This is a genomic window from Acrocarpospora sp. B8E8 (assembly GCF_039871605.1).
Taxonomy (GTDB): domain Bacteria; phylum Actinomycetota; class Actinomycetes; order Streptosporangiales; family Streptosporangiaceae; genus Acrocarpospora; species Acrocarpospora macrocephala.
Genome location: NZ_JBDPLV010000055.1, coordinates 40,871 through 60,564, shown reverse-complemented (window position 1 = coordinate 60,564; position 19,694 = coordinate 40,871). Strand labels below are relative to the sequence as shown.

Genomic DNA, 19,694 nt, shown 5'->3' with positions numbered 1-19,694 from the left:
GGGGTCGCCGGGCGGAATACGGTGGGCGGTTGTGGAGATTCGCGATCTGACCGAGGCCGACCTGGACGCCGTGCTGGACGGCCGCAAGCGGGCCTTCGGGCCGTTGTCCGACAGCTCGGCGGTCCTGTGGCGGAGGCTGGTCCTGCCGTTCCTGGCGGCGGGGCGTTACCTGGGGGCGTTCGACGGGACGCGGCTGGTGGGGACCGCGCGGATCAATCCGTACACGCAGTGGTGGCACGGGCGGCCGGTGTCCATGGGCGGGGTCGCCAGCGTCACCGTGGCGCCCGAGGACCGCGGCCGGGGCGCCGGGCGGCAGATCATGCTGGCCGCCCTGGAGCGCTGCGCCGAGCTCGGGCACGTGGTCTCCGCGCTCTACCCGGCCGCCACGCACCCGTACCGGCGGCTGGGCTGGGAGCACGCGGGCGCTCAGCCGATCGCGGCCATCCCCGCCGAGGCGCTGCGCGCCATCGCCGCCACCGAGCCGGTCAAGCTCCGCCGGATGGGCCCCGACGACGCGCCCGAGCTGATGTCGGTGCTCTCCCGCGTGTACGCGGGCACCCGCGCCAGCGGGCCGATCTCCGCCGACGAGGGCACCTGGCGGCTCTGGCTCGACGACGATGACGACTTCTGCTACCTCGCCGACGACGGGTTCGTGATCTACCGCTGGTCCGGCGAGGACATCGAGGTCGACAACCTGGTGGCCGGGTCCGAGGCCACCGCCCGCGCGCTGTGGTCCCTGGTCGGCTCGCACGCCACCGTCGCCAATCGGGTCAAGGCCGCGGTCACGCCCGACGACCCGGTCTTCTGGCTGCTCACCGACCGCAAGCAGGACACGGTCGAGCAGCACCGCTGGATGTTCCGCCTGATCGACGTGGCCTCGGCGGTCGCCGCGCGCGGCTACCCGGCCGCCGTCACCATGGACGCCGTCGTCCAGGTCCAGGACTCGCGGCGGCCGGGCAACTCGGGCGGCTGGCGGCTGGAGGTCGCCTCAGGATCGGGTACGGCTACCCGCTCCGATTCCGCCGAAGGACCCGGCCTCGCCATCGGCGGCTTTTCCGCGCTGTACGCCGGGATTCCCACCTCGACCCTCCGCCGGGCCGGCCTGATGACCGGGCCTGCGGAAGAAGATGAGGCGCTGGATGCCGCGTTCGCGGCCAAACCGTACATGATCGACTACTTCTGATCGTGTCCCGCGTGCTTGCGCGGCCCCGGTGGAGTAAAGTCTCCGCCGAACAGGTGTTCGGTGGAGTGGGGGTCTGGGCGTGCTCAGGGTGTTGGGGGTCGATCCCGGGCTGACCCGGTGCGGGCTCGGCGCCGTCGAAGGACGGCCGGGCACGCCGCTCAGCCTGGTGGCCGTCGGCGTGGTGCGCACCCCCGCGGACGACGACATCGGCGCCCGGCTGGTCGCCGTCGAGACCGGGATCGAACGGTGGCTGGACGACCTGCGGCCGGACGCGGTCGCGGTCGAGCGGGTCTTCGCCCAGCACAACGTGCGCACCGTGATGGGCACCGCGCAGGCCGCCGCCGTGGCCATCCTCTGCGCGGCCAGGCGCGGGCTGCCGGTCGCGCTGCACACCCCGTCCGAGGTCAAGGCCGCCATCACCGGCAGCGGCACCGCCGACAAGAAGCAGGTCGGCCTGATGGTGACCCGGCTGCTCCGGCTCGACGCGATGCCCAGACCGGCCGACGCCGCCGACGCCCTCGCCCTGGCCATCTGCCACCTCTGGCGCGGCGCGGCCCAGAACCGCCTCGCCGACGCCCTCGCCCGAGCGAAGGGGAAGCCGTGATCGCATCCGTCTCCGGCCGGGTCACCGCCCTCGCCCCGGACTCCGCCGTCCTCGAGGTCGGCGGCGTCGGCATCCTCGTGCACTGCACGCCCGGCACCCTGGGCACCCTCCGCACGGGCGAGGCCGCCCGCCTGTTCACCTCGCTGGTGGTCCGCGAGGAATCCCTGACCTTGTACGGCTTCGCCTCCGACGACGAGCGCGTGGTCTTCGAGATGCTGCAGACCGCCAGCGGCGTCGGCCCCCGGATCGCGCTGGCCATGCTGGCCGTGCACACGCCGAACGCGCTCCGCGTGGCGGTGGCCGCGGCCGACCTCAAAGCGCTCACCATGGTCCCCGGCATCGGCCAGAAGGGCGCCCAGCGCATCGTCCTGGAACTCAAGGACAAGCTCGGCACGCCCGAGGAGGCGGTCAACGCCGCCATCAACGGGGGGCGGCGCGCGCCCTGGCGGGAGCAGGTGCACTCGGGCTTGATCGGTCTTGGCTACTCCACCAGGGACGCGGACGAGGCGGTGGCCGCCGTCGCCCCCGAAGCCGACCTGGAGACCGCGGCCGGGCGCGCCCCGCAGGTCGCCGTGCTGCTCAAGGCCGCGCTCAGATCGCTGAGCGTGCGATGAATCTTTCAGGCGGGGGTTTCGATCGGGAGCTCGTCTCGCCCGACGCCGAAGGCGACGAGCGGGTCATCGAGGCCGCCCTGCGCCCCAAGCGGCTGAGCGAGTTCATCGGCCAGGCGCGGGTGCGGGAACAGCTGTCGCTGGTGCTGCAGAGCGCGCTGCTGCGGGCCAGGCCGCCGGACCACGTGCTGATGAGCGGCCCGCCCGGCCTGGGCAAGACCACCCTGGCGATGATCATCGCGGCCGAGCTGGGCGCCCCGCTCCGGGTCACCTCGGGCCCCGCGCTGGAACGCGCGGGCGACCTGGCCGCCATCCTCTCCACCCTCAGCGACGGCGAAGTGCTCTTCATCGACGAGATCCACCGGATGGCCCGCCCCGCCGAGGAGATGCTGTACCTCGCGATGGAGGACTTCCGCGTCGACATCGTCGTCGGCAAGGGCCCCGGCGCCACCGCCATCCCGCTCGACATCGCGCCGTTCACCCTGGTCGGCGCCACCACCAGGGCCGGGCTGCTGCCCGCGCCGCTGCGCGACCGCTTCGGCTTCACCGCCCACATGGACTTCTACGAGCGGGAGGAGCTGGAGCGGGTGCTGTGGCGCTCGGCCCGGCTGCTCTCGGTGGAGCTGCCCGGCGAGGCCGCCGAGGAGATCGCCGGCCGCTCCCGGGGCACCCCGCGCATCGCCAACCGGCTGCTCCGCCGGGTCCGCGACTTCTCCGACGTCCGCGCCGAGGGCCTGATCACCCGGGAGATCGCCTCCGCCGCGCTCAATCTTTACGAAGTCGACGCCGAAGGCCTGGACCGGCTCGACCGCGCCGTCCTCACCGCGCTGCTGCGCCGCTTCGGCGGCGGCCCGGTCGGCCTGTCCACCCTGGCGGTCGCGGTGGGGGAGGAGCCGGAGACCGTCGAGGTCGTGGCCGAACCCTTCCTGGTCCGGCAGGGTCTGCTGGCCCGCACGCCGCGGGGCCGGGTGGCGACCGCCGCCGCGTGGACGCATTTCGGCCTCGTGCCGCCGCCGGGCGCGTTCGGCGCCCTCGACGCGTTCGGGGCCGCCGATGAGGAGTAGTTACCGGGTTCGTGACCGGGCACGGGGGCTTGCTGTGGGCGAAAGGCGTACACGGATGCCATAGGGTGTGCTACGGATCACAGATCGGTTGCAAGGGCGTGAAACCCGGAACTTTCCCGCGCGCCTAAACGTGGGTTCGTTGCCGGGCTTCTCACCGCTCGCCTACACTGCGTGGCTTGGCTGGCTGTGTAGGCTGACGTGCTGAGCGGCACATTGGCGGCACTCAGCGGCCTGGCCCGGGCAGGCGTACACCTGTGTGACCTCCGGCGCGTTAGGCCGGTCATCTCGTACCGAAGGAGAGCCCCGTGGAAGGGCTTGCGCAGTTCCTCCCGATCATCCTGTTGATCGTGGTGTTCTACTTTCTGCTCATCCGTCCGCAGCGTAAGCGGCAGCAGGAGCAGGTCGCGATGCAGAACTCCCTCACGGTGGGCTCTCGCGTCATGACGACGACCGGTCTGTTCGCCACCGTGGTCGGTTTCCTGGACGACGACGTGCTGCTGGAGATCGCGCCCGGCGTGGAGACGCGCTGGATCAAGGCCGCCATCGGCCGCGTGATCACCTCGGGCGAGGAGCCGGAGGATCCCGATGAGGTGGACGCCGACTCTGACGCTGAGGACGCAGTGGATGAGGAAACGGTGGTAGACGCCCCTGAGAAGGGGGATCAGAGTACCAAGAAGTCCTGACTCACCTCATTGAAGACCCCTTGACCGAAAGACTGACCACCAGTGGCCCCACCGACAAGTAGCCAGATCAAGCCCGGACGTACGCTCCTGGTGCTGCTGGCGATCATCCTCGCCATGGGCGCGGCGACGATCCTGCAGAAGGCGTTCATTCCGAAGTTCGGCCTGGACCTGGCCGGCGGCACGACGGTGACCCTGTCACCGGAGACGCTGGACAAGAAGGCGCCGCCGGAGGAGAGCCTCAACCGGGCCGTCAACATCATCCGCGACCGCGTCAACGGCACCGGCATCTCCGACGCCCAGGTCGCCAAATCCGGCAGCAACATTCTGATCCAGATCCCTGGGGCCGGTCAGGAACAGGCGGAGAAGCTGGTGACCACCGCCGAACTCCGGTTCCGCCAGGTGCTGGCCATCGGTCCCGCCCAGGACACGCCGGCGCCGCTGCCCAGCGCCGCTCCCAGCGGATCCCCGGCGGCTTCTCCCGCCGGTTCGCCGCCCGCCGCTTCGTCCGAGCCGTCCGCGAGCGCCAGCCCCGCGGGCCGTGCCCTCTCCAAGGCGCTCACCGCGCCGTCGCCGAGTGGGACCGCTCAGCCGGAGCCCAGCGCGTCGGCCAGCCCCGGCGCGAGCACGGAGCCGTCGCCGCTGGCGACGAGCCGGGCCACCACCCCGCCCGCGGACGACCCGCTGGCCGGGCAGGACCTGAGCGGCATCGACCCGGCCGTGCTCCAGCAGTTCAGGGACCTGAAGTGCTCGGCCACCAACTTCGGCCAGGGCAACCAGGACGACCCGGACAAGCAGTACGCGGCGTGTGACACCAGCGGCCAGATCAAGTACATCCTGGACAAGGCCGCGGTCCGGGGCACCGAACTCGCGGACGCCTCCGCGGGCACCGACCCGACCACCGGCGAATGGATCGTCCAGGTCGACTTCAAGAGCGCGGGCGCCACCCAGTTCGCCGACATCACCCGCCGGATCACCACGCTGCCGCAGCCGCGCAACCAGCTGGCCACGGTGCTGGACGGCGCGGTCATCGTCGCGCCGACCATCAACGAGGCGATCCCCGGCGGCCGGGCCCGCATCTCCGGCGGCTTCACCCAGGTGACCGCCAGCGACCTGGCCGACCAGCTCAAGTACGGCGCGCTGCCGCTGAAGTTCAACACCAGCTCGGTCGTGTCGGTCTCCTCGACGCTCGGCGCCGACCAGCTGCGCGGCGGCCTGATCTCGGGCGCCATCGGCCTCGTGATCGTCATGCTGTACCTGCTGCTGTACTACCGGGGCCTCGGCCTCGTCGGCATCGCCAGCCTCGGCGTCGCCACGATCGTGACCTACCTGTCGGTCGCCGTGCTGAGCGAGAACGCGGGCTTCCGCCTGTCGCTCCCGCACATCATCGGCCTGGTGGTCTCGATCGGCATCACCGCCGACTCCTTCATCGTCTTCTTCGAACGGATGCGAGACGAGATGAAGGAGGGCCGCCGCTCGATGCGGGCCGCGGTCGAGGTGGCCTGGCGGCGGGCCCGCCGGACCATCCTGGTGGCCGACGCGGTCATGTTCATCGCCGCCGTGGTGCTCTACTTCCTGGCCGTCGGCGACGTGGCGGGCTTCGCGTTCGCGATGGGCCTCACCACGGTCATCGACGTCGTGGTGGTGTTCCTGTTCACCAAGCCGCTGATGTCCCTGGTGGCGCGCACCACGTTCTTCTCCAAGGGGCACAAGCTGTCCGGTCTCGACGCCGAACGCATGGCCCGCTCCGAATCTCAGACCATGCAGGAGGCATGATGCCGGGCGTCATCAGCCGCCTCTACCGCGGCGACATCAACATCGACTTCGTCGGCAAGCGCAAGATCTGGTACGGGCTTTCGGCCTTCCTGCTCGTCTTCTCGATCGTCGGGTTGATCGTCAACAACGGCCTCAACCTGGGCGTGGAGTTCCGGGGCGGCTCGGTCTTCGACTTCGCCAGGACGCCGACCTCGTCGGTGGAGTCGGTCCGCGCCACCATGAGCGACGCGGGCGTGCACCAGATCATCGTCCAGGAGGCGGGCACCGCCAACTGGCGGGTCACCACCGAGAGCCTGACCACGACCCAGGTGAGCGAGGTCCAGCAGGCCGTCGCCACCGAGTACGGGATCGCGAAGAACCAGGTCAGCTCGCAGGTGATCGGCGCGACCTGGGGCGGTGAGGTCTCCGAGAAGGCCGTCATCGGCCTGATCGTGTTCATGGTCGCGATCATGCTGTACCTGACCATCGCGTTCGAGTGGCAGATGGCCCTGGCGGCCATCGTGGCCCTCGTGCACGACCTGGTGATCACCGCGGGCGTGTACGCCTGGTCGGGCTTCGAGGTGACCCCGGCGACCATGCTGGGCTTCCTCACGATCCTCGGCTACTCGCTGTACGACGCGGTCGTGGTGTTCGACATGATCAAGGAGGTGACCGGGAAGCTGGGCACGTCGGCGAAGATGACTTACACGCAGGCGGCCAACAACGCCCTCAGTCACACCCTGATCCGGTCGCTGAACACCTCGCTGGTCGCGATCCTGCCGGTGGCGGCGATCCTGTTCATCGGCACCACGCTGCTCGGCGCGGGCACGCTGAAGGACCTGTCGCTGGCGCTGTTCGTGGGCATGCTGGTCGGCACCTACTCCTCGATCTGCGTGGCGACCCCGATCCTGGTGTCGCTCAAGGAGCGGGAGCCGCAGTGGCAGGCCCTGGCCCGCCGGGTCGCCCAGCGCGAGGCCTCGGAGGCCAAGCAGGCCACCTCCAAGACCACCACGAAGACCACCGCGAAGGCCAAGACGGAGCCGGTCGGCGCCGCCAAGGCCAAGCCCAAGAAGTAACGTTCCGCTCACTCGGACACCCCGCGATCCCGCAAAGGGAACGCGGGGTGTCGGGCGTTTAAAGCGTGCCTTAAGGTAGGCGCGTGACCGATTGGATCTCACTGATCAGGGACATTCCCGACTATCCCAAGCCGGGCATCCTGTTCAAGGACATCACCCCGCTGCTGGCTGACCCGGCCGCCTTCACCAAGGTCGTCGACGGCCTGGCCGCCGGATACGCGTTCGACAAGGTGGTCGGCATCGAGGCGCGCGGCTTCATCCTGGCCGCCCCGGTCGCGATCCGCTGTGCCGCGGGTTTCGTCCCGGTGCGCAAGAAGGGCAAATTGCCTGCCGAGACGCTGGCGGCGTCCTACGATCTGGAGTACGGCTCCGCCACCGTCGAGATCCACACCGACGCGCTCGTCCCCGGCGAGCGGGTGCTGATCGTGGACGACGTGCTCGCCACCGGCGGCACGGCGGCCGCCACCGTGGACCTGGTCCGGCGGACGGGAGCGCAGGTGGTCGCGGTCTCGTTCCTGATGGAGCTGTCCTTTCTCTCCGGCCGGGAGAGGCTGCCCGACCTGGACGTCCGGTCCCTGGTGACCGTCTGATCCCGAGCTCAGAGCCACCACCGATAGACTTGGGGCCTGGACTCGACGTGTAAGGAGTCTGAGTGCCCCGTGATGTGGTCGCCCCCGGCAGCGTGTCCTCCGCCGCGCCCGCGGAGCCCGCGCCGGTGGAGCCGCGCGCGGCCGTGCCGGACCGAGCGGCTGAACGTGCGCCGGAACGCGCGGCGGACCGAGTGCCGGAACGTGCGCAGGAACGTGCTCTTGGAAGTGAATCCCGCCCGCGTGACGTTGGAGTAGACGACGGGGAAAGGACCGGGGAGAAGACCGGCGACAAGCCCGCGCCGGCCGTGCGACGCAGGCTCGCGCGGTTCGGGGGGCAATGGGGGGCGATGAATCCGGTTCTAGAGCCTTTGTTCAAGACGGTGCGGGCCAGCCACCCCAAGGCCGACCTGCGCCTGATCGAGCGCGCCTACGACGTGGCCGCCTTCCACCACCGCGACCAGAAGCGCAAGAGCGGCGACCCGTACATCACCCATCCGCTGGCCGTGGCGACCATCCTGGCCGAGCTGGGCACCGACGACGAGACGCTGTGCGCCGCCCTGCTGCACGACACGGTGGAGGACACCGCCTACAGCCTGGACGAGCTGCGCGGCGACTTCGGCGAGAACATCGGGCTGCTGGTCGACGGCGTGACCAAGCTGGACAAGGTCAAGTTCGGCGACGCGGCGCAGGCCGAGACCGTGCGCAAGATGGTCGTGGCGATGTCCCGCGACATCCGGGTCCTGGTGATCAAGCTCGCCGACCGGCTGCACAACATGCGCACCATGCGGTACATGCCCGAGCACAAGCGGCAGCAGAAGTCCCGGGAGACCCTGGAGATCTTCGCGCCGCTGGCGCACCGGCTGGGCATGAACACCATCAAGTGGGAGCTGGAGGACCTCGCGTTCGCCATGCTCTACCCCAAGCGCTACGACGAGATCGCCAGGATGGTGTCCGAGCGGGCCCCGCGCCGCGACCTGTTCCTGCAGGAAGTGATCGAGAACGTCTCCGGCGACCTGCGCGAGTCCAAGATCAAGGCGGCCGTGAAGGGCCGCCCCAAGCACTACTACTCGATCTACCAGAAGATGATCGCCCGGGGCGTGGCCTTCGACGACATCTACGACCTGGTGGGCATCCGCGTCCTGGTGGACACGGTCCGCGACTGCTACGCCGCGCTCGGAACGATCCACGCGCGGTGGAACCCGGTGCCCGGCCGGTTCAAGGACTACATCGCGATGCCCAAGTTCAACATGTACCAGTCGCTGCACACCACGGTGATCGGCCCGGAGGGCAAGCCGGTCGAGCTCCAGATCCGCACCCGCGCCATGCACAACCGCGCGGAGTACGGCGTGGCGGCCCACTGGAAGTACAAGGAGGAGATGGTCACCTCAGGCCCGGCCAAGGTCAAGGAGGTCAACGACATGGCCTGGCTGCGGCAGCTGCTCGACTGGCAGAAGGAGACCTCCGACCCGGGCGAGTTCCTGGAGTCGCTCCGCTTCGACCTGTCGGTCTCGGAGGTGTTCGTCTTCACCCCGCGCGGCCAGGTGGTGGCCCTGCCTGACGGCGCCACCCCGGTCGACTTCGCCTACGCGGTGCACACCGAGGTCGGGCATCGATGCATCGGGGCCCGGGTGAACGGGCGGCTGGTGCCGCTGGAGTCTCGGCTCGGCAACGGCGACACCGTGGAGATCTTCACCTCCAAGTCTCCGGACGGTGGCGCGGGCCCGTCCCGGGACTGGCTGAAGTTCGTCAAGAGCGGCCGGGCCCGCAACAAGATCCGCCAGTGGTTCTCCAAGGAGCGCAGGGAGACCGCGATCGAGGCGGGCAAGGAGGCCATCGGCCGGGCCATGCGCAAGCAGGGCCTGCCGCTGCAGCGGCTGATGTCCGGGGAGGCGCTGCTGGCGCTGGCCCGCGAGCTGCGCTACCCGGACGTCTCCGCGCTGTACGCGGCCGTCGGCGAGGGCCACATCGCGGCCCAGAGCGTCGTCCAGAAGCTCGTACAGGCGCTAGGAGGCGTCGAGGGAGCGGAAGAGGACATCGCAGAGGCCTCGGTCGTCACGCGGCTCAAGGGGCGTCCCAGGGCCAATTCCAACGCGGGCGTCATCGTGGCCGGCGACCCGGACGTCTGGGTGCGGCTCTCGCGCTGCTGCACCCCCGTCCCCGGCGATGAGATCGTCGGCTTCGTGACCCGCGGTCACGGCGTCTCCGTGCACCGGGTGGACTGCGCCAACATCGGCCAGCTCCGCGAGCAGCCCGACCGCCTGGTCGAGGTCGCCTGGTCCCCGGGCGACGACTCGGTGTTCCTGGTGGCCATCCAGGTGGAGGCCCTCGACCGGCCCAGGCTGCTCTCCGACGTCACGCGGACGCTGTCGGACCAGCACGTGAACATCCTGTCCGCGTCGGTGACCACGTCCAGGGACCGCGTCGCGGTCAGCAAGTTCACCTTCGAGATGGGCGACCCCAAACACCTGGGCCACGTCCTGAAGGCCGTCAGGACCATCCAGGGCGTCTACGACGTCTACCGCGTCACCTCCTAACGTCACCTCATAGCGAAGCCCTCGCACGATATGCGAGGGCCGTGCTAATGGCTTGGCCGCCCTGTGGTCAATCGCCGCGCCGTAGGTCGTATGTCCCGGCTTGGCCGCGCCTGTGTCTGGACTGAGGAACGCAGGTCGCGGAGCGGCCGGAGAGACGAGGGAAGACACAGGCGCGGCCAAGCCCGCCGTGCCGGAGGCGCGGCCATAAGCACTGTCACGAGAATTCGGCCAGCGTGCGCTCGGCTTCCTGCAGCCAGGACCGGCGGGCCGCGATCGACTCCTCGGCCTCCTTGGCGGCCTTGCTGCCCGGCTGCGCCTTCGCCAGGCGGTTCTCCAGCTGCTCGATCGACTTCCTGAGCTGGTTCACCGTGTCCTGGGCGCGCGCCCTGGCCTCGGGGTTGGAGCGGCGCCACTGCTCCTCCTCGGCCTTGCGGACCGCGTCGTCCACCTTGCGCAGGCCGCCCTCAAGCCGGTCCCGCTGCTCGCGCGGCACCGGTCCGACGGCCTCCCAGCGCTCCACCAGGGCCCGCAGCGCGTTCCGCGCCGCCCGCACGTCGGTGATGGGGAGGATCCTCTCCGCGTCCACCAGCAGCGCCTCCTTGGCCTCGGCGTTGGCCGCGAACGAGGCGTCCCGCTCGGCGAACACCGCCGACCTGGCCTGGAAGAACAGATCCTGGGCGCCCTTGAACCTGTTCCACAGGTCGTCCTCGGCCTCCCGGGAGGCCCGCCCGGCCGACTTCCACTGCCGCATCAGCTCGCGGTAGGCGGCCGCGGTGGCGTTCCAGTCGGTCGAGGTGGCCAGCGCCTCGGCCTCGGCGACGATCCGCTCCTTCTGCCCGCGCACCTGATCGCGCTGCTCGTCCAGCGAGGAGAAGTATGCCTTGCGGCGCTTCGCGAACGCCGTCCTGGCCGCCGACAGCCGCTTCCACAGCCCGGCCTCGGTGGCGCGGTCGATCCGCTCGGCCGCCTTCCACTCCTCCACCAGCTGCCGCAGCCGCTCGCCGCCGGACTTCCAGTGGGTGGCGTCCTCGGCGATGCGTTCCGCTTCGGCGACGATCCGCTCTTTTATCTCCTTGGCCTGCGACCTGGCCTGGTCCCGGGCCGCCCGGACCTCCTCGCGGCGCTTGCCGACCAGTTCCGACAGCGCCCCGAGGCGATCGTTGAGCGAGCCGAGATCGCCGACCGCGTGCGCCTCCGCGACCGCCTCGCGCAGCTTGAGGATGCTCGCCTCGGCCTGTGCGGGCGGCAGATCGGTGCCCCTGACCCGCTGTTCCAGGAGCTGGACCTGCCCGGCCAGCTCCTCGAACTTGCGGTGGAAGTAGGCCAGGGCCTCTTCCGGTTCACCGGCCTGCCAGGACCCGACGGCCCGTTCTCCCTCAGCCGTACGCACGTAGACGGTGCCGTCGTCGTCTACCCGGCCCCACGGGTCGGTGGTCACCGTGTCCTCCCGCACTCGAATCAGCCTCCAGGGCGCAAACGGCCCTTGGTTGTATTACGTCAGCTCTTGCCGGTAATTGTCACGTCTTTGATTTCGACGGCCGTCTTCGGCGGGCCGTCGCCGCCGCCGCCCTCGACCCCGTCCTTGGCCACCTTGTCCACCAGGTCCAGGCCCTTGGTGATGGTGCCGAAGGGGGTGTAGGCGTCCTGCAGGGCGGTGTCGGTCTCGTCGCCGTACACGATGAAGAACTGGCTGCCGTTGGTGCCCGCGCCGCTGTTGGCCATGGCCAGCACGCCGCGCTTGTAGCTCGCGCCGTCCAGGTTCTCGTCGGTGAAGCGATAGCCGGGGCCGCCGCTGCCGGACGCCGTCGGGTCGCCGCACTGGAGCACCTTGATGCCCTCGGTGGTCAGGCGGTGACACTTGGTGTCGTTGAAATACTTCTTCTCCGCCAGGAACTGGAACGACCCGACCGTGCAGGGCGCCTTCGCCCCGTCCAGGGTGGCCTCGATGACGCCCAGGTTGGTCTTGATGGTCATCGTCGCGGGCTGCGCGGCCACCTTCGCGGGCGGCTGGCCGACGTCCTTGGCCGCCTGACCGTCCGCCAGGTACTCGCAGCTGCCGGTGGCCGGGTCGTACGCCTTCGGCCCGGCGGGCGCGCTCGCCGAGGGCACCGCCGTGTCCGTGGGGCTCGCCGTCGTCGCGTCGTCGTCCCCGCCGGTCAGCAAGGTCGCGGCGGCCACGATGCCGCCGATCACCACGAGCACGCCGACGGTGGTGCCGATGGCAGCGGTCCGCTTCGCGGCGCGCTCCCGCTGGGTGCGCGCGGCCTGCTGGCGCTCGTAATGCTCGCGCGCGAGTTGCTTCTGGCGGTCCTTACCGCTGACCACTTCGTCCTCCCGACTGTCCAAGAATGACTATTGAGGTGGGCGAATCGTATCGGCACACAGGTATTAGTTCGCAGCCCGCCGACCCGCACCGGTACCCTTCGGTTACATTCGCTCGCGCAATCCTTGAGACATCGAGGCCTTTCCGTTGTTGATCGCCGCGTTCCCCGCTGGGTCCTTTCAGGCAAATTGTTATGTGATCGCGCCCGAGGCCGGCGCCGAGTGCGTGGTCGTCGACCCAGGTCAGGACGCTGTCGGGGAGCTGGACGAGGTGCTGCGCGGGCACCGGCTCAAGCCCGTCGCGGTCGTGCTGACGCACGGTCACCTCGATCACGTCTGGTCGGTCGCGCCGGTCTGCGGAGCCCGGGACATTCCTGCATGGATTCATCCGGACGACCGTGAACTGCTCACGGATCCGGCCAAGGGGATCTCGGCGCAGGCGAGCCAGGTGTTCGGCGGGCTCCAGCTGAGCGAGCCGGACGACGTGCGCGAGCTGACCGACGGCGCGACCCTGAAACTCGCCGGCCTGGAGCTGACCGTCGATCACCGCCCGGGCCACACCCGGGGTTCGGTGACGTTCCGGCTGCCCCCGGCCGAGGAGATCCCCCCGGTCTTGTTCTCCGGCGACCTGCTGTTCGCCGGTTCCATCGGCCGCACCGATCTGCCGGGCGGCGACCACTCGGCCATGCTGCGCAGCCTCGCCGGCGCGTTGACGCTGCCGGACGAGACGGCCGTGCTGCCCGGCCATGGACCACAGACGACGATCGGCCGCGAGCGCGCCGTCAACCCCTATCTTCAGGAGTTGCCGCCCGCGCGTGGCCCGCACAGGGGACTCTAATGAGCTTTCAGGCGCCCAAGGGCACCTTCGACTGGATGCCGCCACGTTCCGAGCGCGTGCTCGCCGTCCGCGACGCGCTGGCCGCGCCCACCCGCCGGGCCGGGTACGGCTACATCGAGACGCCCGCGTTCGAGGACACCGGCCTGTTCTCCCGCGGCGTCGGCGAATCCACCGACATCGTGACGAAGGAGATGTACACCTTCGAGGACAAGGGCGGGCGTTCCATCACGCTCCGCCCGGAGGGCACCGCCTCGGTGATGCGGGCCGTGCTCGAGCACGGCCTGCCCGGCGGCCCGCTGCCGGTCAAGCTCTGGTATTCGGGCAGCTACTACCGCTACGAGCGGGCCCAGAAGGGCCGCTACCGGCACTTCTCCCAGGTGGGCGCGGAGGCCATCGGCATCGAGGACCCGGCCGTGGACGCCGAGCTGATCACGCTGGCGGTGGACGGTTACGCCGCCCTCGGGCTGAGCGGGGTGCGGCTGCTGCTCAACTCGCTGGGGTGCGCGGAGTGCCGTCCGGCCTACCGGGCCGCCCTGCAGGACTTCCTGCGCGGGCTCGACCTGGACGAGCAGACCCGGCAGCGGATCGAGATCAACCCGCTCCGGGTGCTGGACGACAAGCGCCCGCAGGTGCAGGCCCAGCTGACCGGCGCGCCGCTGGTCACCGACCACCTGTGCGGGGCCTGCAAGGCCTACCACGAAGAGGTGCGTACGCTGCTGACCGCCGCCGGGGTGAAGTACACCGACGATCCCCGGCTGGTGCGCGGTCTCGACTACTACACGCGTACCACCTTCGAGTTCCTGCACGACGGTCTGGGCGCCCAGTCGGCGGTCGGCGGCGGGGGCCGCTACGACGGGCTGAGCGAGATGATCGGCGGGCCGCCGCTGCCGAGCGTGGGATGGGCGCTCGGGGTGGACCGCACGGTGCTGGCGATGGAGGCCGAAGGGCTTTTCGACGCCGAGCCCGCCACCGTGGACGTGTTCGCGGTGCCGCTCGGCGAGGAGGCCAAGCGGGTGGCGTTCGGCCTGGTCGTGGAGTTGCGGCGGGCCGGGCTCTCGGTCGACATGGCCTTCGGGGGACGCGGGGTGAAGGGGGCCATGAAGGCCGCCGACCGCAGCGGTGCCCGGTTCGCCCTTATCCTCGGGGATCGGGATCTGGCGGCGGGAGCCGTACAAATGAAGGATCTCACCACTGCTGAGCAGACCGCGGTGCCGCTTGCCGAGGTCGCCGACACCCTGAAAGGGAAACTCTCGTGATCCGCACCCACGAAGCAGGAACGCTTCGTCGCGAGCATGCCGGCCGGCAGGTGACGCTGGCGGGCTGGGTAGCGCGCCGTCGTGACCACGGTGGCGTGGTGTTCATCGACCTGCGCGACGCCTCCGGTTCGGCCCAGGTCGTCTTCCGCGAGGAGGACGACGCGCACGGCCTGCGCTCCGAATACTGCGTGAAGGTCGTCGGCGAGGTGCGGGTCAGGCCGGAGGGCAACGAGAACCCCGACCTGCCGACCGGCGCGATCGAGGTCGTCGCCTCGCAGGTCGAGGTGCTGAGCGAGGCCGCGCCGCTGCCGTTCCCGATCGAGGGCAACTCCGGCGTCTCGGAGGAGGCCCGGCTGCGCTACCGCTACCTGGACATCCGCCGCCAGCAGGTCGGCGACGCGCTCCGCACCCGCTCCAAGGCCACCTACCTGGTGCACGAGGTCATGCGGGAGCGTGACTTCGTCTACGTGGAGACCCCCAACCTGACCCGCTCCACGCCGGAGGGCGCGCGCGACTTCCTGGTCCCGGTGCGGCTGCAGCCGGGCAGCTGGTATGCGCTGCCCCAGTCGCCGCAGCTGTTCAAGCAGCTGCTCATGGTGGGCGGCCTGGAACGCTACTACCAGCTCACCAGGTGTTTCCGCGACGAGGACCTGCGCGCCGACCGGCAGCCCGAGTTCACCCAGATCGACATCGAGATGTCCTTCGTCGACCAGGACGACGTGATGGAGCTCGGCGAGGCCATCATGGCCAGGGTCTGGCAGGACACCGTCGGCTACACCATGCCGCGCCCGCTGCCCCGCCTCACCTACGCCGAGGCCATGGCCAGGTACGGCTCCGACAAGCCCGACCTGCGCTTCGGCTGCGAGCTCACCGACCTCACCGAATACTTCGCCAAGACCACCTTCCGGGTCTTCCAGGCCGAGCACGTCGGCGCCGTCGTGATGCCCGGCGGCGCCGCGCAGACCCGCAAGGAGCTGGACGGCTGGCAGGACTGGGCCAAGTCGCGCGGCGCGCGCGGCCTGGCCTACGTGCTGGTCCAGCCGGACGGCTTCGGCGGCCCGGTCGCCAAGAACCTGTCGGAGGAGGAGATCTCCGGCCTGGCCGCCGCCACCGGCGCCCAGGTCGGCGACGCGATCTTCTTCGCGGCGGGCCCGGCGCGCGCGGCCCGCGACCTGCTGGGCGCGGCCCGCCTGGAGATCGGCCGCCGCTGCGGGCTGATCGACGAGTCCCAGTGGTCGTTCCTCTGGGTGGTGGACGCCCCCATGTTCGAGGAGGACGGCGAGGGCGGCTGGACCGCCGTGCACCACCCGTTCACCGGCCCCAAGCCGGAGTGGGCCGACGACTTCCAGGACCATCCGGGCGAGGCGCTGGCCTACGCGTACGACATGGTCTGCAACGGCATGGAGATCGGCGGCGGCTCGATCCGGATCCACCGCGCCGAGATGCAGGAGCGCGTGTTCGGCGTGCTCGGCATCTCCAAGGAGGAGGCCGAGAACAAGTTCGGCTTCCTGCTCGAAGCCTTCAAGTACGGCCCGCCCCCGCACGGCGGCATCGCCTACGGCTGGGACCGGATCTGCATGCTGCTCGCGGGCGGCGACTCGATCCGCGACGTCATCGCCTTCCCGAAGACGGCCTCCGGCTTCGACCCGCTGACCGGGGCGCCCACCCCGATCACGGGCGAGCAGCGCAAGGAGGCGGGCGTGGACGCCAAGCCACGCGCCCAGGAACTGGTCTGACCCGACCACTCAGCCCCGGCGACCGCGCGTCGCCGGGGCCTTGCTTTGTAAAGGAACCCGCGCGCGGCCGTCAGAAGCTCGCCCTGGGGCTCCAGGCGGCGTTAGGCAAGGAATTGCCCCGGAGAGGGCTCTTCAGGGCTTTAGAGGCGGTTCTGTGGCGTTCAGGGCAGGTAGCCGACGCCGCCGAGGAAGCCGGCCTTGCTCCAGTCGGGGGTGACGTCGTACTCCGGCCGCCACGCCTCCACCGGCACCAGGCCGGGCTCCAGCAGCTCCAGGCCGTCGAAGTAGGTGAGGATCTGGTCCGATGTCCTGGGCGTCAGATTGCCCGTCTTGGTGGCCTTGTAGGTGCTGGTCACCGAGATCTCGTCCTCCTTGCTGACCCGGCCCGCGTGCCCGTGCGAGATGACCAGGTAGCTGCCAGGTACCAGCCGCTCCCGAAGCCGGGCCACGATCGAGGCGGCCTCCTCATCGTCGGCCACGAAGTGCAGCACGGCCAGCAGGAGTAAGGCCACCGGCTGGCCGAAGTCGATCCTGGCGGCCACCTCCGGGTGGTCCAGGATGGCCTTGGGCTCGCGCAGGTCGGCCTGGACGACCGTGGTGAGCGGGTTCTCGGCCAGTAGGGCGCGGCCGTGGGCCAGCACGATCGGGTCGTTGTCCACGTAGACGACGCGGGAGTCCGGGGCGGTCTGCTGGGCGACCTGGTGCACGTTCTCCCGGGTGGGCAGGCCCGAGCCGATGTCCAGGAACTGCCGCACCCCGGCGTCCGCGATGAGCCGGACCGAGCGGGACAGGAAGGCACGGTTGTCACGGGTGAACTCCCGCACGTACGGCATGATCGAGAGCACGTGTTCCGCGGCCTCGCGGTCGGCGGCGAAGTTGTCCTTGCCCCCGAGGTAGTAGTCGTACATGCGCGCCACGCTGGGCACATGAGGATTGATCACCCATGACGGGGCCTGCTCGTGGTCGGTCACGTCCTCGCCTTCCGGCGTCGCTCCGCCCCCTGCCGGTGGGGAGTCTGAAGGGTCTCGTGACACGCGTGGGGCCCGCGTTTCACGACATTTCCGTGCATGGTACGGCTCGCGGCACTAGTGGTGCGAACCGTACCAGACACGAGATGTCAGAACCGGACCGGCAGCGCGGTCAGGCCGCGCACCACCGCGCCGGTGATCTTGTACTGGATCTCCTCGGGGCCGACCCCGAGCTCGATCCCGGGCAGCCGCTCCAGCAGCGTCCCGATGGCGATCTGGCCCTCCAGCCGGGCCAGCGGCGCGCCCAGGCAGAAGTGGATGCCGTGCCCGAAGGCCAGGTGCCGGTTCTCGGTCCTGGTGACGTCCAGCCGGGACGGGTCGGCGACCGCGGCGGGGTCGTGGCCGGCGGCACCCAGCGAGATGTGCACCATGCTGCCGCGCGGGATGGCCACCCCGCCGAGCTCCAGGTCCTCGGTGGAGAAGCGGGGGGTGGACCGCTCGACCGGGCCGTCGTAGCGCAGGAACTCCTCGATCGCCGACGGCAGCAGGGCGGGATCGTCGCGCAGCAGCTTGAGCTGGCCGGGGTTGCGCAGCAGGGCCAGCATGCCGTTGCCGATCAGGTTCACCGTGGTCTCGTGCCCGGCGATCAGCAGCAGCGTCAGGGTGGAGATCATCTCCTTGTCGGTCAGGCCGCCCTCGTCCTGGATCGCCAGCAGCGCGCTGATCAGGTCGTCGCGCGGATCCGCCCGTCTGGTCTCGATCATCTCGGTGAAGTAGGCCCGGGTGTTCCGCGCGGCCGCCGCGCGGGCCTGCTGCTGCTCCTCCTCGAACCGCGGGTTGATCAGCAGGCCCGACCATTCGCGGAACAGGTGGCGGTCCTCGGGGCGGACCCCCAGCAGCTCGCAGATGACGATGATCGGCAGCGGGAAGGCGAACTCGTCCAGCAGTTCGGCCCGGCCGTTCGGCTCCATGGCCGCGATCAGCTCGTCGGTGATCTCCTGGATCCTGGGCCGGAGCGCCTCCACCCGGCGGGGCGTGAAGGCCTTGGACACCAGCCGGCGCAGCCGGGTGTGGTCCGGCGGGTCGACCGACAACATGTTGGAGTCGAGCAGGATGTCGTCGTCGACGGCGACCTTCCGGAAGTACTCGCCGTAGACGGTGATGTCCTTGGACAGCCGCGGGTCGGCGAGGGCCGCCCGGCCGAGCTCCTGGTCGATGACCACGAACGCCTGGAAGCCCGGGGGGAAGTCGATCGGGTGGACCGGCCCGCGGGCCCTGATGGCGCCATAGGCGGCGTACGGGTCGGCGGCGAACTCGGGCGTCAGGATGAACTCAAACGGCAGTTTCTCCGGCACTTGCCGCTCCTATTGATTAGAAAGTCGTGATCTGGACAGCCGCAGCGGTGAATGGCCTGGTCGGCGGCTATGCGGCTGTCTATGGGACGGGTTTCTGGTCAATCGCTAGGGGTCAGATGGAAGCCATCATGATCCCCCAATTCGGGTGGCGTGTCCGGCGGACCCGCCACCCGAAAGGGAACTAGCGCACCACGACCGTCTTGATCTTGACGGGGATCTTCGGCGCGTTCGAGCCGCCCTCGTCGCTGGTGATGTCGATCCCGTCGGGCGCGGTGTTGACGCCACCCGCGACGATCTTGTCGACGATCTCCATGCCCTTCACCACCACGCCGAACGGCGTGTACGCGGCGGGCAGCTGGGCGTTCTCGTTGCTGAAGGAGATCGCGAACTGGCTGCCGTTGGAGTTGGCCGCGTCCCCGCCCTGCGCCATGAAGACCACGCCGCGCACGTACTGCGGGCCGAGGTTCTCGTCCGGGAACAGGTAGCCGGGCCCGCCGGTGCCGTCGGTCGCGTTCTCCCCGTCGCCCTTGGCCTGCGGGTCGCCGCACTGGAGCAGGTCGAGCCCGTTGGTCTCGGCGGTGACCAGCCGGTGGCAGACGGTGTTGTCGAAATACTTCTTGCTCGCCAGGAACGCGAACGAGTTCACCGTGCACGGCGTGTACGGCGTCAACTCGATCACGATGTCACCGTGGTTGGTGCGCATCGTCATGGTCTTGGCCTTCAACGCGGCCTTGGTCGGCTTCTTGGGCGGGAAGCCGACGAACTTGGCCGGGCTGCCGGAGTCGTCCTTGCGGTACTCGCAGGTCACCTTGGCCGGGTCGACCGTGGCAGCGGCGCTCGGCTCCGGGAGCTCCGACGGGACCGCGGAGGGAACCGCCGAGGGAGGCAGCGACGAGGGAGCGCCGGACTCGGCCGGAGCCGTCGTCTGGGCGGCCGTCCCCGCGTCGGAGCCGCTGCAGGCGGTGAGCGCCGCGAGCGCGATGACCAGCCCGACGCCGAGGATGGTGCCGCGCTTGGCCCCGCGGTTACGCAGGGCCAGCTGCTTCTGCCGAATGGTGTCGGACACCGCTATACCTTCCGTTTTTCGATATATGACCAGTTCGATGCGCAACTCTAGCCGCG

The 19,694-nt window shown here is 70.1% G+C and carries 17 protein-coding genes; 12 read left to right on the top strand and 5 right to left on the bottom strand.

The features are described 5' to 3' along the window. Positions 1-31 precede the first annotated feature (31 nt). The 9 genes from ABGB08_RS38655 (at position 32) to ABGB08_RS38615 (ending at position 10,097) form a co-directional block, all read left to right on the top strand. On the top strand, positions 32-1,183 hold the full coding sequence (locus ABGB08_RS38655) for a GNAT family N-acetyltransferase (RefSeq protein ID WP_347601120.1): 1,152 nt from the start codon (positions 32-34) through the stop codon (positions 1,181-1,183). A 79-nt stretch (positions 1,184-1,262) separates the two neighbouring features. After that, the gene (ruvC, locus tag ABGB08_RS38650; RefSeq protein ID WP_347601118.1) at positions 1,263-1,787 is read left to right on the top strand and encodes a crossover junction endodeoxyribonuclease RuvC; all 525 of its coding nucleotides are present in this window, start codon (positions 1,263-1,265) and stop codon (positions 1,785-1,787) included. Further along, on the top strand, positions 1,784-2,401 hold the full coding sequence (gene ruvA, locus ABGB08_RS38645) for a Holliday junction branch migration protein RuvA (protein WP_155359772.1): 618 nt from the start codon (positions 1,784-1,786) through the stop codon (positions 2,399-2,401). Before ruvC ends, ruvA begins: the two co-directional genes overlap by 4 nt. After that, a complete protein-coding gene (gene ruvB / locus ABGB08_RS38640) occupies positions 2,398-3,462 on the top strand; it encodes a Holliday junction branch migration DNA helicase RuvB (RefSeq protein WP_347601116.1) in 1,065 nt (354 codons plus the stop codon). Before ruvA ends, ruvB begins: the two co-directional genes overlap by 4 nt. Before the next feature lie 305 nt (positions 3,463-3,767). Continuing rightward, positions 3,768-4,145 (top strand): preprotein translocase subunit YajC, encoded by a 378-nt coding sequence (yajC, locus tag ABGB08_RS38635; protein WP_155359774.1) that lies wholly within the window; start codon positions 3,768-3,770, stop codon positions 4,143-4,145. 90 nt (positions 4,146-4,235) lie between these two features. Then, a complete protein-coding gene (gene secD / locus ABGB08_RS38630) occupies positions 4,236-5,918 on the top strand; it encodes a protein translocase subunit SecD (protein WP_347601113.1) in 1,683 nt (560 codons plus the stop codon). Continuing rightward, positions 5,915-6,973: a protein translocase subunit SecF gene (gene secF / locus ABGB08_RS38625; protein ID WP_347601111.1), complete on the top strand. Its 1,059-nt coding sequence runs from the start codon at positions 5,915-5,917 to the stop codon at positions 6,971-6,973. Before secD ends, secF begins: the two co-directional genes overlap by 4 nt. 83 nt (positions 6,974-7,056) lie before the next feature. Further along, a complete protein-coding gene (locus ABGB08_RS38620; RefSeq protein ID WP_347601110.1) occupies positions 7,057-7,563 on the top strand; it encodes an adenine phosphoribosyltransferase in 507 nt (168 codons plus the stop codon). A 347-nt stretch (positions 7,564-7,910) separates the two neighbouring features. Beyond that, positions 7,911-10,097 (top strand): bifunctional (p)ppGpp synthetase/guanosine-3',5'-bis(diphosphate) 3'-pyrophosphohydrolase, encoded by a 2,187-nt coding sequence (locus ABGB08_RS38615; RefSeq protein ID WP_347601162.1) that lies wholly within the window; start codon positions 7,911-7,913, stop codon positions 10,095-10,097. Between the two features lie 214 nt (positions 10,098-10,311). On the opposite strand, the gene ABGB08_RS38610 is transcribed toward ABGB08_RS38615, so the two are convergent. Both ABGB08_RS38610 and ABGB08_RS38605 read right to left on the bottom strand, forming a co-directional pair. Continuing rightward, positions 10,312-11,535, bottom strand: coding sequence for a DUF349 domain-containing protein (locus ABGB08_RS38610; protein ID WP_347601108.1), 1,224 nt, complete (start codon positions 11,533-11,535; stop codon positions 10,312-10,314). Between the two features lie 59 nt (positions 11,536-11,594). Then, a complete protein-coding gene (locus ABGB08_RS38605; RefSeq protein WP_347601106.1) occupies positions 11,595-12,422 on the bottom strand; it encodes a peptidylprolyl isomerase in 828 nt (275 codons plus the stop codon). A gap of 145 nt (positions 12,423-12,567) precedes the next feature. Here ABGB08_RS38605 and ABGB08_RS38600 point away from each other — a divergent pair, with 145 nt between their 5' ends. Genes ABGB08_RS38600 through aspS form a run of 3 tightly spaced genes read left to right on the top strand, consistent with a single transcriptional unit; the run spans position 12,568 to position 16,249 of the window. Next, positions 12,568-13,257, top strand: coding sequence for an MBL fold metallo-hydrolase (locus ABGB08_RS38600; protein WP_347601104.1), 690 nt, complete (start codon positions 12,568-12,570; stop codon positions 13,255-13,257). Next, positions 13,257-14,513, top strand: a complete 1,257-nt coding sequence (gene hisS, locus ABGB08_RS38595) for a histidine--tRNA ligase (RefSeq protein WP_347601102.1) — start codon at positions 13,257-13,259, stop codon at positions 14,511-14,513. The genes ABGB08_RS38600 and hisS overlap by 1 nt, the downstream gene beginning before the upstream one ends. Further along, positions 14,510-16,249: an aspartate--tRNA ligase gene (gene aspS / locus ABGB08_RS38590; RefSeq protein ID WP_347601100.1), complete on the top strand. Its 1,740-nt coding sequence runs from the start codon at positions 14,510-14,512 to the stop codon at positions 16,247-16,249. Before hisS ends, aspS begins: the two co-directional genes overlap by 4 nt. Before the next feature lie 161 nt (positions 16,250-16,410). On the opposite strand, the gene ABGB08_RS38585 is transcribed toward aspS, so the two are convergent. The 3 genes from ABGB08_RS38585 to ABGB08_RS38575 all read right to left on the bottom strand — a co-directional run bounded on the left by ABGB08_RS38585 (position 16,411) and on the right by ABGB08_RS38575 (position 19,638). Next, positions 16,411-17,220, bottom strand: coding sequence for an SAM-dependent methyltransferase (locus ABGB08_RS38585; protein WP_347601098.1), 810 nt, complete (start codon positions 17,218-17,220; stop codon positions 16,411-16,413). A 146-nt stretch (positions 17,221-17,366) separates the two neighbouring features. Next, complete coding sequence (locus tag ABGB08_RS38580; protein WP_347601096.1) at positions 17,367-18,572, bottom strand: cytochrome P450; 1,206 nt, start codon at positions 18,570-18,572, stop codon at positions 17,367-17,369. Between the two features lie 181 nt (positions 18,573-18,753). After that, complete coding sequence (locus ABGB08_RS38575) at positions 18,754-19,638, bottom strand: peptidylprolyl isomerase (protein ID WP_347601094.1); 885 nt, start codon at positions 19,636-19,638, stop codon at positions 18,754-18,756. Between the last annotated feature and the right edge of the window lie 56 nt (positions 19,639-19,694).

What these genes read in the sequence shown, in the direction of transcription:
- ruvB (WP_347601116.1), top strand. Translation starts at nt 2,398, where the DNA reads ATGAATCTTTCAGGCGGGGGTTTCGATCGGGAGCTCGTCTCGCCCGAC.
- secF (WP_347601111.1), top strand. Translation starts at nt 5,915, where the DNA reads ATGATGCCGGGCGTCATCAGCCGCCTCTACCGCGGCGACATCAACATC.
- ABGB08_RS38615 (WP_347601162.1), top strand. Translation starts at nt 7,911, where the DNA reads ATGAATCCGGTTCTAGAGCCTTTGTTCAAGACGGTGCGGGCCAGCCAC.
- hisS (WP_347601102.1), top strand. Translation starts at nt 13,257, where the DNA reads ATGAGCTTTCAGGCGCCCAAGGGCACCTTCGACTGGATGCCGCCACGT.